Annotated in this window: 14 protein-coding genes and 1 tRNA gene; 8 read left to right on the plus strand and 7 right to left on the minus strand. The window is 58.6% G+C overall.

Translation table 11 applies throughout. The annotated features are described in order from the left end of the window. Nucleotides 1-34 precede the first annotated feature (34 nt). Together ACZ89R_RS08040 and ACZ89R_RS08045 are read left to right on the plus strand one after the other, a co-directional pair. Nucleotides 35-1,231 (plus strand): amino acid aminotransferase, encoded by a 1,197-nt coding sequence (locus ACZ89R_RS08040; protein WP_192343315.1) that lies wholly within the window; start codon nt 35-37, stop codon nt 1,229-1,231. A gap of 233 nt (nt 1,232-1,464) precedes the next feature. Beyond that, complete coding sequence (locus tag ACZ89R_RS08045; protein ID WP_007905992.1) at nt 1,465-1,665, plus strand: hypothetical protein; 201 nt, start codon at nt 1,465-1,467, stop codon at nt 1,663-1,665. Here ACZ89R_RS08045 and ACZ89R_RS08050 read toward each other — a convergent pair. After that, a complete protein-coding gene (locus ACZ89R_RS08050; RefSeq protein ID WP_429546120.1) occupies nt 1,662-1,892 on the minus strand; it encodes a hypothetical protein in 231 nt (76 codons plus the stop codon). The genes ACZ89R_RS08045 and ACZ89R_RS08050 overlap by 4 nt on opposite strands. A gap of 225 nt (nt 1,893-2,117) precedes the next feature. Between ACZ89R_RS08050 and ACZ89R_RS08055 the strand changes: the two genes are divergently transcribed. Further along, nucleotides 2,118-2,193, plus strand: a tRNA-Asn gene (locus tag ACZ89R_RS08055). 182 nt (nt 2,194-2,375) lie between these two features. Here the strand turns inward: ACZ89R_RS08055 and ACZ89R_RS08060 are convergent. Next, on the minus strand, nt 2,376-3,893 hold the full coding sequence (locus tag ACZ89R_RS08060; RefSeq protein WP_429546119.1) for a nucleobase:cation symporter-2 family protein: 1,518 nt from the start codon (nt 3,891-3,893) through the stop codon (nt 2,376-2,378). Nucleotides 3,894-4,147: 254 nt separating this feature from the next. Here ACZ89R_RS08060 and ACZ89R_RS08065 point away from each other — a divergent pair, with 254 nt between their 5' ends. Together ACZ89R_RS08065 and ACZ89R_RS08070 are read left to right on the plus strand one after the other, a co-directional pair. Then, nucleotides 4,148-4,429, plus strand: a complete 282-nt coding sequence (locus tag ACZ89R_RS08065) for a BrnT family toxin (RefSeq protein WP_123501395.1) — start codon at nt 4,148-4,150, stop codon at nt 4,427-4,429. A 3-nt stretch (nt 4,430-4,432) separates the two neighbouring features. Beyond that, entirely contained in the window at nt 4,433-4,777 is a 345-nt protein-coding gene (locus ACZ89R_RS08070) for a BrnA antitoxin family protein (protein WP_192343310.1), read from the plus strand. Nucleotides 4,778-4,858: 81 nt separating this feature from the next. On the opposite strand, the gene ACZ89R_RS08075 is transcribed toward ACZ89R_RS08070, so the two are convergent. The 4 genes from ACZ89R_RS08075 to ACZ89R_RS08090 all read right to left on the minus strand — a co-directional run bounded on the left by ACZ89R_RS08075 (nt 4,859) and on the right by ACZ89R_RS08090 (nt 11,071). Beyond that, nucleotides 4,859-5,698, minus strand: a complete 840-nt coding sequence (locus ACZ89R_RS08075) for an arylamine N-acetyltransferase family protein (protein WP_429546118.1) — start codon at nt 5,696-5,698, stop codon at nt 4,859-4,861. A gap of 117 nt (nt 5,699-5,815) precedes the next feature. Continuing rightward, nucleotides 5,816-6,610: an exodeoxyribonuclease III gene (xth, locus tag ACZ89R_RS08080; RefSeq protein WP_429546117.1), complete on the minus strand. Its 795-nt coding sequence runs from the start codon at nt 6,608-6,610 to the stop codon at nt 5,816-5,818. A gap of 100 nt (nt 6,611-6,710) precedes the next feature. Then, a complete protein-coding gene (locus tag ACZ89R_RS08085) occupies nt 6,711-9,281 on the minus strand; it encodes a bifunctional diguanylate cyclase/phosphodiesterase (protein WP_429546116.1) in 2,571 nt (856 codons plus the stop codon). Nucleotides 9,282-9,499: 218 nt separating this feature from the next. Further along, a complete protein-coding gene (locus ACZ89R_RS08090) occupies nt 9,500-11,071 on the minus strand; it encodes a sensor domain-containing diguanylate cyclase (protein WP_429546115.1) in 1,572 nt (523 codons plus the stop codon). A gap of 290 nt (nt 11,072-11,361) precedes the next feature. On the opposite strand from ACZ89R_RS08090, the gene ACZ89R_RS08095 reads away from it, so the two are divergent. Then, nucleotides 11,362-11,844, plus strand: coding sequence for a hypothetical protein (locus ACZ89R_RS08095; RefSeq protein ID WP_429546114.1), 483 nt, complete (start codon nt 11,362-11,364; stop codon nt 11,842-11,844). Here the strand turns inward: ACZ89R_RS08095 and ACZ89R_RS08100 are convergent. Further along, complete coding sequence (locus tag ACZ89R_RS08100; RefSeq protein WP_429546113.1) at nt 11,841-13,592, minus strand: L,D-transpeptidase family protein; 1,752 nt, start codon at nt 13,590-13,592, stop codon at nt 11,841-11,843. The genes ACZ89R_RS08095 and ACZ89R_RS08100 overlap by 4 nt on opposite strands. Nucleotides 13,593-13,673: 81 nt before the next feature. On the opposite strand from ACZ89R_RS08100, the gene ACZ89R_RS08105 reads away from it, so the two are divergent. Continuing rightward, complete coding sequence (locus tag ACZ89R_RS08105; RefSeq protein ID WP_218399143.1) at nt 13,674-14,378, plus strand: murein L,D-transpeptidase catalytic domain family protein; 705 nt, start codon at nt 13,674-13,676, stop codon at nt 14,376-14,378. Nucleotides 14,379-14,523: 145 nt separating this feature from the next. Beyond that, nucleotides 14,524-16,317 carry a copper resistance system multicopper oxidase gene (locus tag ACZ89R_RS08110; RefSeq protein ID WP_429546112.1) on the plus strand — a complete coding sequence of 598 codons (1,794 nt, stop codon included), beginning with the start codon at nt 14,524-14,526 and terminating at the stop codon, nt 16,315-16,317. Nucleotides 16,318-16,327 lie beyond the last annotated feature (10 nt).

A 16,327-nucleotide genomic window follows, 5' to 3' on the forward strand; every position in this document is an offset into this window, starting at 1 on the left:
GTCCCTCCACACTCCATTCAGAGCCGCCGCAATAATGAGCCTGTTCTCCGCTGTCGAAATGGCACCACGCGATCCAATCCTGGGCCTCAACGAAGCATTCAATGCCGATACCCGTACCAACAAGGTCAACCTAGGGGTCGGTGTTTACTGCGACGAGGAGGGGCGAATTCCACTCCTGCGCGCCGTTGTCGAAGCCGAGACGATTCGCGCCGCTCAACACGTTTCCCGTGGTTACTTGCCGATCGATGGCATCGCCGCCTACGACCAGGCCGTACAAAAACTGCTGTTCGGCAATGATTCGCCGCTGATCGCCGCTGGCCGGGTTATCACCACCCAAGCCGTCGGCGGTACCGGCGCGCTGAAAATCGGTGCTGATTTCCTCAAGCAACTGCTGCCGAACGCCGTCGTGGCCATCAGCGACCCGAGCTGGGAAAACCACCGCGCGCTGTTCGAAACAGCCGGCTTCCCGGTGCAGAACTATCGCTACTACGACGCCGCGACTCATGACGTTAACCGCGCCGGCCTGCTGGAAGACCTGAACGCCCTGCCGTCCGGCTCCATCGTTGTGCTGCACGCTTGCTGCCACAACCCGACCGGCGTGGACCTTAGCCCGGCGGACTGGAAAAACGTGCTGGAAGTGGTCAAGGCCAAAGGTCACGTGCCGTTCCTCGACATGGCTTACCAGGGCTTTGGTGACGGTATCGATGAAGACGCCGCGGCCGTGCGCCTGTTCGCCGAATCGGACCTGACCTTCTTCGTTTCCAGTTCGTTCTCCAAATCCTTCTCGTTGTACGGCGAGCGCGTTGGCGCCCTGTCGATCGTCAGCGAATCGAAAGAAGAAGGCGCGCGCGTACTGTCGCAAGTCAAACGCGTGATCCGCACCAACTACTCCAACCCGCCGACCCACGGTGCAAGCATCGTCGCCGCCGTGCTGAACAGCCCGGTACTGCGTGCCCAGTGGGAAGAGGAACTGGCAGAAATGCGCCTGCGGATTCGCGGCATGCGCACCCAGATGGTCGACCTGCTGGCGAAAAACGCTCCACAGCGCGATTTCAGCTTCGTCGGTCGCCAGCGCGGCATGTTCTCCTACTCCGGCCTGACGGTTGAGCAGGTTACCCGCCTGCGCAGCGAGTTCGGCATCTACGCTCTGGACACCGGCCGCATCTGCGTTGCTGCGCTGAACCAGAGCAACATCGACGTCGTGACCAAGGCCATCGTTCAGGTGATCTGAGTCCTCGGGTGAAACGAAAACGGGAAGCCGCAGGGCTTCCCGTTTTTTATTTGTCTTTGATAAATCTCAAAGCAGCGGCTCCGCCCTTTAAACTCCACACAAATCCAATGTGGGAGCGAGCCTGCTCGCGATAGCGGTCTTTCTGTCACATAGACACAAGCTGTGCCGCCGCCATCGCGAGCAGGCTCGCTCCCACAGATTTTATGTACACCCGAGAATTCTTGAGAACCCACATGAAAAACGATGACCTACGCGCCGACCGCGACGAGCTGGACCACTTCGTACCCCGCTCTTCGGCCAAACGCGGTAATAACCTGGTGCTGCAAGTGGCTGCGGGCGTGTTCCTTGGCGGTCTGGCGTTGTGGCTGGTACAACTGACCGCCACGATGCTGTACGCCAAGCTGATGCTCGGCACCATTACTTTCGGCGGTTAAGCCAATTCGGTTGCACGCTGGCTGGTCGCATCGTCATAGGCCACATAAAGCGACTCGGCCACCTGGCTTTTGATCGCCTTGGTGCTTTCCAGGCCCAGGACAAAACCTTCGGCCTTGCCGCCCGCGCGGTTCAATTCGTCAGCGGTGCTGGCCTGAGTAATCGCGTCGAACAGTTTCTCGGCGTGCGGGCCAACGCCTTTGGGCAGGCTGATCTGAGCGATGCTCATGCGAACACCCCGCTGTTTTGAAGTGTGAGGGCTGGATGATTCATGGCGCGTACCTTTTCGGCTGAGGGCCGGCAGCGCGTGTCACCACTTCCGGGCGACCATGGTAGACCTCTACCGCGATTCTGGTAACCGCCAATGGCGATAACCCCCCTCCGATCCGATGAAAACATCAAACTGTCGACAGAGGCTTGACTTCTCTTTTTGAATCAGTAACATAGACGCCATTCCGCGATAGCTCAGTTGGTAGAGCAAGTGACTGTTAATCACTGGGTCCCTGGTTCGAGTCCAGGTCGTGGAGCCAGACAGCAAGACCGAAAAGCCCCTGATTCGAGAGATTCAGGGGCTTTTTTGTGCTCGCCATAAAGTCAAAAGATCACAGCCCTGCGGCAGCTCCTACAGGGATTCGTGTTCGATGCGATTCCTGTAGGAGCTGCCGCAGGCTGCGATCTTTTGATCTATCTGCCTCTTTACCGGGTACCGCCGTCAAACATGCTCACTGCTTTTCGCATGCACCACCCGCGGCTCGGCATGCCCATGCTCTGCCTCCACCACCGGAATCTCATTCCCGTCGCAGTCACGCAGCTTGCCTTCGCTGAAATAATCCCCTTCCCGCAACGCCGCCAGATCCTGATAACGCAAGACTCGCTCGGTACCGGCCGCAAACACCGATTGTTGATCCGAGTTGCCGGCAGTGAGGTGGTTGAAGGCCAGGTTCAGCACGATGGCCATGATTGCCGAGGAGCTGATGCCCGAGTGGAAGATCGTCGCGAACCAGCCGGGGAAGTGGTCGTAGAAATTCGGTGCAGCGATGGGGATCATGCCAAAACCGATGGAGGTGGCGACGATGATCAGGTTGACGTTGTTGCGGTAGTCGACCTTGGACAGCGTCCGAATGCCGCTGGCCGCCACGGTGCCGAACAGAACGATGCCGGCGCCGCCGAGTACGGAGGTTGGCACGGCGGCGATGACGCGGCCCATGAAGGGCAGCAAACCGAGCACCACCAGGAACACACCGCCGGTGGCCACCACGAAACGGCTCTTGATCCCGGTGACCGCCACCAGCCCGACGTTCTGGGCGAAAGCGCTCTGGGTGAAGGAGCCGAAGATCGGCGCGATCATGCTCGACAGCATGTCGGCGCGCAGGCCGTTGCCCAGGCGTTTGGAATCGACTTTGGTGTCGATGATTTCACCGACGGCCAGAATGTCGGCCGAGGTCTCCACCAGGGTCACCATGATCACAATGCACATCGACAGGATCGCGGCGAAGTGGAAGGTCGGCATACCGAAATGAAAAGGTGCCGGGAAGCCGAACATCGGGCCCTGGGTGACGGACGAAAAATCCGCCATGCCGAGGAACACGGCGATGACAGTCCCGATGACCATGGCCAGAAGGATCGATAAACGGGAGATGGTCGCACTGCCGATCTTGCTCAGTAGCAGCACCAGCACCAGCGTCACCGCCGCCAGGCCGATGTTCGCCATGCTGCCGAAGTCCGGGGCATGGCTGTTGCCGCCCATGGCCCAGCGTGCGGCCACCGGCATCAGCGTCAGGCCGATAGTGGTGATCACAATGCCGGTTACCAACGGCGGAAAGAACTTGGTGATTCGCGAGAACACCGGCGTGATCAGCAAGCCGATCAACGACGCGGCAATCACCGCCCCGAGAATCGACTGAAAGCCACCCTCCCCACCGCTGCTGACAATCGCCACCATGGTCGCAACGCCAGAAAACGAAACGCCCTGCACCAGCGGCAACTGACAACCGAAAAACGGTAAACCCAGGGTCTGCAGCAACGTCGCCAGCCCCCCTGCAAACAATGAAGCAGCAATCAACAAACCGATGTCCGCCGGCGAGAGCCCGGCCGCTTGGCCGATGATCAAAGGCACCGCGACGATACCACCATACATGGTCAGAACGTGTTGCAGGCCGTAAGCCATATTCGCGCCGATCCCGAGATTCTCATCCTCGGGCCGTTGTTGTGAAACATGGGGCGTTTTCATGGTTGGGGGGTTCCCTGGTTTTTGTTGTGCGCACACTGTATTCAATAGTCAGGACAAATGTCTATAGAGTTGTATACAACTAACCAGTCAGATTACGCACAGATGTTCACATTGCCCTTTAGCCGTAGAGCCTCCGGCCTAAAAACTCTTGAAATACATCCCTCCTCCCCTATTCCTCTCCACCGCTAATCTTTTGCTTTCCAAGCGACCGCCGGCACGGCCGCCCTCTCGCTTATACATATAAAGTATGCATAATGAAGTCATTCGAAATTCAGTATCACAAGGCAAAGAACGCGGCCAACAAACTGAAGCACCAAGGCATCAGCCTCGCCGAGACAGAACCTGTGTTTTATGACGATCGAGCGTTGACGCTTCAGGACAACCACCATGATGAGCAGCGATGGATCATCATCGGGCTGGATGCCAAAGGTCGACTGCTGGTCGTTGCATACACCTACCGCGACCCGAATTTCGTGCGAATCATTTCCGCGCGCATCGCCACCAAAAACGAGCGTCGCCACTATATGGAGGCTTGACCGATGAAAGATGAATACGACTTCAGCAATGCCAAGCGTGGAGCGGTTGCCTCCAGCAAAGGCAAGACCCGAATCACCATCATGCTCGATGATGTCGTCATAGAGGCCGCGCGCGCGCTGGCAGAAAGCGAGGGGTACGGCTACCAGACGGTGATCAACAATACCCTGCGCCAGGCATTGCTCAGCGATAAAGGCAAAACGGCGAAGCCCGATCAGAACACGGCTGTTGCCAATGTCGGGCATCTCAAAAAAGGCCTCACCGCCTCCGAGCTGAAAAGCCTGGAGAAAAAGTTGTCAGAGGTCCTCAGCGAAATCCATCACGTGATGGAGCTTGAGGTTCGTTCCTAGGCACAAAACCAACACACCCACGCCTGGATCGAGCAAAAGAAAAAGGAGCGAATTGATCAAATCCGCCCCTTTGCGTGGAGCTTAATTTGCCTGCGACACAGGCTCAATCAACCGCTCCAGCACCCGCTTCAACACTTCCTGCGCTGGCACTCGAATCCCGAATTCACTTTCCAGTAACCCGATCAACTCATCCACATCCGTCACCTGCCGCCGCTCGCTCTCACTGCCCATGCGGTGAATGGCAAAGCTGCCGTTACTCAATGTGCGTCGCCATCCCTCCCCCGTCCGCGCCACCATCAATTGTTTCACGAAGGAAGATTCAGGATGGGTCGAGACGTACCAGTTGCCGAGGGTGTAATCGATGTCTTCCTGACGTTGCAGGTCGAAGATGTACATCGCACGCCATTCATCACCGACGTTAGCACGCAGGGTGTAGCCGTCGGCATGCGGTTCGATGCGATAGGTTTCGTGGGGAGTGAACTGCTCAGCTTCGGTATCCAGCATCAGCGGTGCGGTGGGCACCATGCCGCCGAAGCCGACGTCAGTGATGTAGCGCACGCCATCGAGGGTCACCAGACTCAAGCGGTGAGTGCGGGCGGTCCAGGCGCCTTCGGACTGTCCCATGACCACGCGACCGGTGATGCCGCGTGCGTCGAAGCCCAATGTCTGAAGCAAGGCCAGGAACAGGTGGTTGAGTTCGTAGCAGTAGCCCCCGCGACCTTCGTGCAAGACTTTCTGCTCGATGGACGGCAGATCGATAAGCACCGGTTCGCCCATTAAAGTGGTGAGGTTTTCAAACGGGAAGGCACCGGTGTGGCGCAGTTGCAGTTGGCGCAGGGTTTCCAGGGTCGGCGCCGGGGGCGTATCGAAGCCCAGGCGTTGCAGGTACAGCGCAAGATTTGTCAGTCGTGTCTCGCTCATCGCTCAATCCTTTATGCAGAGGTCCGCGGATGGATCGCTCCACCGATGGGCGCCATGTATAAGGGAAAATACGGTCGGACTGACAATTGATTTAGCCAATCACCGCACACGCCAGGATTATCGACGCTTGCGCGAACCCACTCGAATCCATGTCGGTGCATGATCGCTGGCATGAGGTTCGTTGCGAACCCAGGCATCGACGCCGGCCTCCTGCAGGTAAGGACTCAGTGCCGGGTTGAGCAGCAGATGATCGATGCGCAACCCCGAGTTTTTCTGCCAGTGCTGCCGGAAATAATCCCAGAAGGTGTAGATCCGCTCCTCTGGATACAGATGACGCAGGGAATCGGTCCAGCCCTGATCCAGCAGCCGCTGATAACACGCGCGACTCTCGGGTTGCAGCAGCGCGTCTTTGAGCCAGGAGCGCGGGTTGTAGATGTCCAGATCGGTGGGCACCACGTTGTAATCACCGGCCAGCACCACCGGATGGTCGCTGCTCTGCAAGTCCTTGGCGTGCGAAATCAGACGCTCGAACCACGCCAGTTTGTAATCGAACTTCGGCCCCGGCTGCGGATTGCCATTGGGCAGGTACAGACATCCCACCAGAACCCCGTGCACGGCGGCTTCCACGTAGCGGCTATGGGTATCGCTGTCATCACCTGGCAAACCGCGCCGGCTCTCCAACGGCTGCGCATCGCGCGCCAGAATCGCCACCCCGTTCCACGACACCTGGCCGTGCCAGACGGCGCCATACCCGGCCTCCTCCAGCTCCGCGACGGGGAATGCGCCGTCGACCGATTTGAGTTCCTGCAAGCAGGCGATGTCTGGCTGTTCTCGCGCAAGCCAGGCCAGCAGATTCGGCAAGCGGGCGCGCATGCCGTTGACGTTGAAGGTGGCGATTTTCAGGTTCTTCATGATCCGACGCTCGCAATGGATGGGGCGGTATCCAGTTGTGACCGGGGTGCGCCACGGCAGTTGCCGCGGCGAACGAAACAGGCGACTAAAGGCGCGAGACTTACAGCGGGTGATCGTCCCATGATGCCTTGAGCAACGGCAGCAGTGCATATCTGTCCACCGGTCGACTGAGGTAGAACCCCTGCACTTCATGGCACTGGTCCGAAATCAGGAAGTCCAGTTGCTCCAGCGTCTCGACGCCCTCTGCGGTGACAGTCAGGCCCATGGCCTTGCCCAGGTTGATGATCGCCTGCACTACGGCGCGGTCATTGCTGCCGTTGCTCATGGACGCAATGAAGCGCTTGTCGATCTTGATCCCGTCGAACGGATACGTGCGCAAGTAACCCAGCGAAGAATAACCGGTGCCGAAATCGTCCATGTTCAGCCGTACGCCCAACTCCTTGAGCGCATTCATGGTCGCCAGAGCGCCGTCGACATCAATGAGCATCACATTTTCCGTGATCTCCAGTTCCAGTCGACTGGCGGGCAATCGGGTCTGGATCAACACCTCCCGGACATCCTCGATCACATCGCTACGGGCAAACTGCACCGGCGACAAGTTGACCGACACCATCATCGCTCCCGGCCAGGTCAGGGCCGTCTCGCACGCCTCGCGCAACACCCAGCGCCCTAATGGCACGATCAGATCGGTCTGCTCGGCCAATGGGATAAACGCATCGGGGTTCAACAAGCCTTGCACCGGATGCTGCCAGCGCAGCAGCGCTTCGACCGAGACGATCTGTTTGCCATCGACGTGATAACGCGGCTGGTAATGCATCACGAATTCGTTGTTCTTGATCGCCTGACGCAGGTCGCTTTCCAGTTGTCGGCGGTGCTGGATCTGATCGTTCATGTGCGGCGCAAAGTAGCACCAGGTCTTCTTGCCATTGGATTTGGCCTGATACAACGCGATATCGGCACAGCGAATCAGCTCCTCCGGAACGTGCCCCTGGCGCCGACTCAAGGCGATACCGATGCTCGCGCCAATGTGCAGCGTGTGATGATCGTAATGGATCGGTTGATGCAGGCTGTCGAGCAAGCGCTCGCAAAACCGGTCGATTTCCGCGTGGCTGTCCATGCCGTGGAGCACCAGCACGAACTCGTCGCCCCCCAATCGCGCAACCAGATCGATATCCCGCGTGCATTCGCGCAAACGGATCGCCACTTCCAGTAATACCGCATCGCCCGCCGGGTGGCCGAGGGAATCGTTGATCGGCTTGAAGTTATCCAGGTCGATCATCAACAACGTCAACGCCGTCGATTGCTCTTTCAGTGCCAGCGCATCTTCGAGGTAGCGCGCCAGTTTGTTGCGGTTCGGCAAGCCAGTCAGTGCGTCGTGCATCGACAGATGCTGGATCTGCGCATGGGCGGCGACTTCATCGGTGATGTCGCTGGCCGTCCCGCGAAAACCCAATAGCGCGCCCTTGCGCTGGATCGGTCGCGCCGACACCCGGCACACTCGCTGCTGCCCCGATTGATCACGGTAGGAACAGCGCAAGTGGCTGACGGCTTGCTCTTCATCAAGTTTGTTCAACCACAGCGACAAGGGCGTGGTTTCGCAATTGAGCAGTTGCCCGATGTTCTGCCCCAGCCATTGTTGATCCGAGAACCCGGTGACGGTGCTGAAGCGCCCCGACAGATAAGTGATGCAATGCTGTTCGTCGGTTTCCCAGATCCAGTCGGACGCGGCTTCGGCCACCGCACGAAAGCGTTCTTCACTGGCCTCAAGCGCCTGATTCGACAAATCGAGGCTGGTGTAACTGGCATCCACATGCCCCGACGTGCGCAGGACATAACGAAAGAAGTAAGCCGTCAATAACGCCAGAATCAACAGCGCCCCGCCCAGTGGCGGCAGTAACGACCAAAGCAATTGGTGACCCGGCTGCTCAAGCCGGGAGACCAGGCTGTAACCGGTGCCGGTCAGAGCGACGGCTGGCTGACCGGGAACAATGACGTCGTCGGCCGTCAGACTCAAGTCATGCAAACCGTAATCGGCGCTCAAGGTAGCGAGCTTTTCAGAGTTCAACTGGTCGACGTATATCAGCACTGAGGTGCTCTTGGGATCGACCGCCGGGCGTTCGTCATTGGGCACGATCGCGGCCGCCGTCAACAGCGCCGGTTTGCCTTCGAACAAGGTGTACCGGCTGACGGGCTCGATGAGGCTTTCCTGACTTTGAACCTCGTCTACAAGCGTCGCCATCGAGGTCGACAGATAGGCTGTCGCCTGATCCTGAACCAGCAGCCCGCGCACCGTGGCGTATTTGGTTCGCTGACCATCGATTACGAAAACCGCGTCGTAGTGATCGATGGTAAACAGGGTTTTACCCATGTTCTGCTCGACGTAAGCCCACTGCACATCGACCTTGTCGTTCAGGTGGTCGTAGGCGGTCGTCCAGTTGGCATAGCTGGCGATGTAGTTTTTCGAGGCGGTGATGCGGTTCTCAAGTGCCCGTTGCGTGTAGAACGTGGTTTTGCCCAGATCCTGAATATCGAGCCGTGCGGCAATGCTGAACAGGGCCATTAGCGCGATCAACACCCCAACCACAAACAGCACGCCGATGACGAACATCAGGTTACGGGTAATCGGTGTATGACGCGCAGGTGCAGCGGTAGTAATGGCAGTTAAATCCATGCACTTGATCCTGTCGATCGATCGCCTTATCGGGTGAGGCGGGGCCTGGTCTGTCGTCATGACAGCCAGACTCTTCACTGACCATAGCAGCCCTGCCTGGTCACCGCCCCTGAATAACGCAAGTCATTGCCGCACTTGGAGAATCCAGGCTCATTGTCATCCCGTTGCCGACAAGCCTGGCTCCTACGAAAAGCGGCTTATTCGCATGAAGGAAAATTTCAGCGGTCCGAGCGCATCAGTGCCTCGACGCCGCCTTCCATGGACAACACCGCCGAACGATTTCGCCCCGAATGCTTGGCCTGGTACAGCGCCGCATCCGCGCGCTTGATCAACATCTCGGCGCTGTCGTGCCCTGTCGGCACAAACGAATAACAGCCAAGACTGACCGTGACGTAACCCGTGGGCGAGCCGCTGTGGATGATGTTTTTGTCCATGACGCTGCGACGGATCTGCTCGGCGATCGTCAGCGCACCATGGATGTCGGTGTCCGGCAGCAACACTGCAAACTCTTCGCCGCCGTAGCGCACCGCCAGATCGGCGTTGCGGTGACAGCAACTCTTCAGTGCCCGCGCCACTTCGGCCAGGCAATGGTCCCCCGCCACATGACCGTAGGTGTCGTTATAGCGCTTGAAGTAATCGATATCGAGCATGATCAGGCTCAGCGGGCTCGACCGCCGGGCACCGCGCCCGAACTCGATCTCCAGCGCCCGCTCGAACAATCGACGGTTGGCCAACCCGGTCAGGCTGTCGTGGGTGGCGATCAATTCCAGGGTTTTCTGCGCCTCGCGCAAATCCGCCTCGATGCGCTCGCCCGCGCGCACCTGATGAATGAACACCCAACCGAACAACCCCACGCCGAGGACGACCAGAGCGACGATCACACTGGATTGAATCGCCGTGTCATACCAGTCCTTGAGGATCGCGTCTTTGGAAGATGCCGCCGCGACCACCACCGGATAGGTATCGAGTTGTCGGTAGCCATACAACCGAACGATGCCATCCACCACCGAGTGGATCATGGCGTTGCCCGATGTCGCACTGGGCAAAAGTGTTTGGAAAATCTCGCCCTGAGCCAATGACGTGCCGATCTGCGATTCCACAAACGGCCGTCGCGCCAGCAATGTTCCATCGGTCAACGCCAAAAACATCGCGCCGTTGTTATCGAGGCTGAAGCTTTTGAAGAACTGATCGAAGTACGACATCTTGATCCCGGCCAGCAACACGCCCTGGAAATTGCCGTCCTGGTCGTTTATCCGCCTGGACACCGGAATGATCCATTCGCCACTCTCCCGACTGCGAATCGCTGGGCCGATGTGTGCCAGGGACGATACGTTCTGCTGGTGAAACCTGAAGTATTCGCGGTCCGCCACACCTGGGCCACGGGACAGGTTTTCGAACGACGTCACGACCCGTTGCCCCTGCTTGTCGAACAGAAATATCCCGTGCAACTGATGCAGCGCCTGCACCCGCCGGGCGAAGGTTTTCTGCAAGCGTGGCGTCTGGACAGCGTCGAAACCTTCAGCCTGAATCCAGTCCACCAGACTGATCAGCACCAGATCGGCTTTCATGAACGTGTCTTCGGCCTGTTGCGCCATGGCTCGCGTCAGGTTTGACGAAGACACCTCGGCCAACGCCAGATCGTGACGGCGCGACTGCTCCAGTTGCAGATAAAGCAGCCCACAAAGACAAAGGCACACTGCCGCAATAAACAGCACCGCAGCTTTGAGCAGGGGCAACCGCCTCAAGGCACCATCGGGCGCGTGGTGCGGATCGGGAATGGGGATAGGCAAAAGCGAGTCCTGAAAGGGTAAGGCATGGGCAAAGGCCCAAAACCCTTATTTTTTGTGAGCTTAGTCTACGGGGTTGCGCGGGGTAAATGCGCCAGATCTACAGAGATCGACTTCCCGACGAGTGAAATGCAAGTTTCAGCCGCGCACACTCTTTGTAGCAGATCGCATTACCGTTTAACTGACTGGCATTTATCCCTAAGGACCGCGGGTGTTTCAATCGCATGACGCAAGGCAAAACAGCCTTATCTTGAAGAAGCTACGATTAACTGACATCACGACAGGAAATCGACATGAGTAAAGCAGACGAGCTCGCCGAGAAGCTGAAACAATCCCGGCAAACCAGTGCCGATGCGACCATCGCCGATCAGGCCATCGACAGCTGGCCGGGCCAGGTCTACGACTTGTATCACCAGATCGAAACCTGGCTGCAGCCACTGATCGAAGTGGGCTTGAAGCTGCGACGCAATTCCACTCACGTGTTCGAGAGGGCTCCGGACGGGGCGACTTACGACTACGCCATCGACCAACTGCTGATCGAAGGCAACCACCACAGCATCACCTTCGATCCCGTCGCCCGCTTCACCGCCGACGGTGCCGGGCGGATCGAGATTCACTCGACAGACAAGGAACTCGCGCTGTTGCGAACCGTGGATGAACACGGCTATACGCATTGGTGGCTTCAGGCGATCGAACAGTCCGGACAACAGCCGGATGCGATCGCGCTGACGGAACACAACCTGCTTCTGGCGGTGCAAGAAGGGCTGGGGCTTTAAAGCTTGTTCTGCCCCACCGCCATCGAGGGAGGCGCCGCTCGCCTCCCGTCCAGCGTTGGCCGTTCCGAAGGCAGATTCAGCGCCCGCAACACCGGGTTATCGTACCCATACACATCGGGTTTGAACGTCACTCGCCCATCAAGACTCAGGTCCACTGTCCAATAGGCCAACAGCACCGGCACTTTCACGGGGAGCCTGATGTTCTCTGTCTTGCCATTGGCTAACTGCTTTTGAATCCCCTCGCTGTTCCAGCGAACCGGATCGTTGAATAACAGCTCCACCAGTTGCAGCGGGTTTTCTACCCGAATACAGCCCGAACTGGTCGCACGATTGGATTGCGCAAACAATTCACGATGCGGGGTGTCGTGCAGATAAATGGCGTAATCATTGGGAAAGCGAATGACCACCTGCCCCAGCGAGTTATCCGACCCTGCATCCTGACGCAGCGTAAGGCCGCGCGGGTTGTCCCAATCGACAGTCGACGGGTCGAGCACGTTGCCTTCTCGATCGATCACGCGGATCCGGTTTGCATCAAGATAACCGGGATTGTTGCGAATCTTCGGCAGCATGTCCTTGACCAGAATGGTCGGCGGCACGGTCCAGGTCGGGTTGAACGTGATGTAAGTGATCTCGGATTGAAAAATCGGTGTACTGCGATACGGTTTACCGACCTGCACCCGGGAGCGCCATATCAGCTTGCCATCGCGATAGAACGAAACCTTGTACCCGGCGATGTCGACGATGACAAAAGTACCCTGAAGTTTGTACAGCAGCCACCGCGCCCGCTCCATGTTCACGCGAACCTGATCGATTCGCGCCTCGACCGGCACATTCAGCGCCGCGAGTGTCGCCGGCCCCGCCACACCATCCGCCCCGAGGTATTGCTCGGCCTGATACTTCTTCACCGCCGCCATGACGGTGTCGTCGTAGTCGGAGCGCGCGTTCATTTTCGCGCTTAGGTAACCACCCGCCACCAAACGGGCTCGCAACTGCGCAACCGAGGCGTCGTCCATACCAGGCCTGAGGGTCTGCCCTCCCGGGACCTTTGGCCAACCACCACTGTCGCGAACCCTGCGCAATTGCGCCAGGCCCTGTCGCAACGTGCCATAAATCGCTTCTTGTGGCGGCGCTTGAGCGAACGCGCGCGCGACGTCATGGCTATCGAGGGCAGCGAAGAAAAGATTGACGTCCTCCCGAGGATCGATGCCGACCGGGTCGAAATTCCAATGGATGTCCAGTCGCGAAGGGTCGACCTTGCCGCGCCGCAACTGCAGCAGCGCCGTGATGAACGTCTGGGTCGCCGAGATATCAAAAGCCGCCCGTTGTCCGGGGGTTGGTTCAGTTGCCTGCATCGAGTTTCTGGCCGTGACCAGTTCGGCAATTCGAAAATCCTCGGGGTCCAGGCCATCGACCCCGGTGTCGCTCAGGCTTTTCAATAACTGGACGACATCGTCATCGTCCGTCCAGGCGGCGCGATAGCCACGATGGCTATAAAAATCCAGCACCGCTCGATTGACGTCGACCCGTTGATGGCCCGGTGACGTGAGTAACGGGGGAAACGCCGAACTCAATGGCGCCAACGCCGCCTGAATCGCCTGACCGACATAATCGCCAGGCGCGGCATCCGCGCCGACGCTAACGGGAGATGGCGGCTCAATCGGCGAAGTTTCCGCAATTGCCATGCCGCTTATCAGAAAGCCCATAAAAAATATGCGGCTTATGACGAATAACCTTGTTAACTGCCCCATGGATAATCCTTAATCTCCCGTTTTCAACCGGCTAGCGTCGTGCGCGCTGCTAGACTCGAAACAATCAGATGAGACTTGCATATGGCCCTAGACCGCTTCGGCTTTTTAATGACGGCCCTGTTGCTGACCGCGTTTACATTACCGGCAGCCTACGCCGATTCGCTTGAAGCCGCGCTGATCAAAGCGGCCCCCAATGCCAACGCCAAGGTGATTGCCTTGGCCGTACGCGCTTCCCAATGCAGCCGGGCCCAAAGCGCGGCCCCGGTGCAAAGACTAGCAGTCATCGATTATTCCCTGCCCTCGACCGCGCAGCGTCTTTGGGTATTCGACCTTAAACAACGCAAGTTGTTGTTCCACGAATTGGTCGCCCACGGTCGCAACAGCGGCGAAAACATGGCCCGTCAGTTCTCCAACCGCAATGCCAGCTTCGCCACCAGTCTTGGTTTGTACCGAACCCAGTCCAGCTATGTCGGGCAGAACGGTTATTCGTTGCGCATGGAAGGTCTGGAGCCGGGTTTCAACGACAACGCTTTCGAGCGGGCGATCGTTATTCATGGTGCGCCGTATGTCAGTCCTGACCTGGCTCGGGCGAATGGCCGGATCGGCAGAAGCCTGGGTTGCCCGGCTGTTAGGCCTGCGATTGCGCATCAGTTGATCGACTCGATGAAGGACGGGCAGTTGCTGTTTTCTTACTATCCGGATCAGCGCTGGTTGAAGTCTTCTTCGTATATCAATTGCGGTAACGCGACTGTGGCAGACTCGTCCAAGCCGAACAGAAGTCACTAAACACCGAGTGAAACTGTCAGAAATGTAATCTTGGCCTCAGTCTGCTGAAAGGCGCCGCCTGTTAGCCTTCACCTCATTAAGTTCTCCTCCCTCCGCTCAGGATGGATTTGAGGACTTCATCAGGCTGACGGATGGGAAAAACGGCATGCATTCCAACACCTCAAGACGCACTTTCGTGAAGGGCCTGGCCGCGGGTGGAGCTCTCGCGGGCCTCGGGCTGTGGCGCACGCCGGTCTGGGCGGTCACCAGCCCCGGCGAACCGAACGTGCTGGCCGGTACCGAGTTCGACCTGTACATCGGCGAAACCCCGGTCAACATCACCGGCACCCCTCGAACCGCGATGACCATCAACGGCGGCATTCCCGGCCCCCTGCTGCGCTGGCGGGAAGGCGACACCGTCACGCTGCGGGTGAAGAACAAACTCAAGGACACCACTTCCATTCACTGGCACGGCATCTTGCTGCCCGCCAACATGGACGGCGTGCCGGGCCTGAGTTTTCACGGCATCGAACCGGATGGCATGTACGTCTACCAGTTCAAGGTCCGGCAGAACGGCACTTACTGGTATCACAGCCATTCGGGTTTTCAAGAACAGTCCGGGGTTTACGGGCCATTGGTGATCGACGCCAGGGAACCGGAGCCGTTCCAATACGACCGCGACTATGTGGTGATGCTCACCGACTGGACCGATGAAGACGCGGTCGGCCTGATGAGCAAACTCAAGAAACAATCCGATTATTACAACTACCACAAGCGCACCGTGGGCGATTTCATCCACGACGTCAGCGAGAAAGGCTGGGGCTCGACAGTTGCCGATCGCAAGATGTGGGCCGAGATGAAGATGAACCCCACCGATCTGGCCGACGTCAGCGGCGCCACTTACACCTACTTGATGAACGGCCAGGCGCCGAACATGAACTGGACGGGCGTATTCCGCCCCGGCGAAAAGCTGCGTCTGCGTTTCATCAACGGCTCGTCCATGACCTACTTCGACGTGCGCATCCCCGGCCTGAAAATGACCGTGGTCGCGGCGGATGGCCAACACGTCAAACCGGTGAGCGTCGACGAATTCCGCATCGCGGTGGCGGAGACGTTCGATGTCATCGTCGAGCCGACCCAGGACGCCTATACCCTGTTCGCCCAGTCGATGGACCGAACGGGTTTTGCACGAGGCACCCTTGCGGTGAAGGCCGGCTTGTCGGCGCCAGTGCCACCGCTGGATCCGCGACCGCTGGTGACCATGGATGACATGGGCATGGGCGGGATGGATCACGGCAGCATGGGCGGCGACATTGCGGGGATGGATCACAGTGCACCGCAAGGCATGACGGGCATGGATGGCGGTGACATGCAGGGCATGGACAACATGGCCGGCATGGATCACAGCAGCATGGCCATGGGCGGCATGGCCGGTATGCAATCCCACCCAGACACGGAAAAAGACAACCCGCTGGTGGACATGCAAGCCATGAGCACCTCGCCGAAACTTGACGACCCGGGCCTGGGCCTACGCGACAACGGCCGTCGCGTGCTGACTTACTCCGACCTGCGCAGCACCTTCGAAGACCCGGATGGCCGCGAGCCCGGTCGCACCATCGAGCTGCACCTCACCGGCCACATGGAGAAATTCGCCTGGTCGTTCAACGGCGTCAAATTCTCCGACGCCGAACCGCTGCGACTCAAGTACGGCGAGCGAATTCGTGTGGTGCTGGTCAACGACACAATGATGACTCACCCCATTCACCTGCACGGCATGTGGAGCGACCTCGAAGACGAGAACGGCCAGTTCATGGTGCGCAAACACACCATCGACATGCCGCCGGGATCAAAGCGCAGCTACCGGGTCACCGCCGACGCGCTCGGCCGTTGGGCCTATCACTGCCATCTCCTGTACCACATGGAAATGGGCATGTTCCGTGAAGTTCGCGTGGAAGAATGAGGCGCTACCC

The organism is Pseudomonas sp. TE3728 (assembly GCF_056279145.1).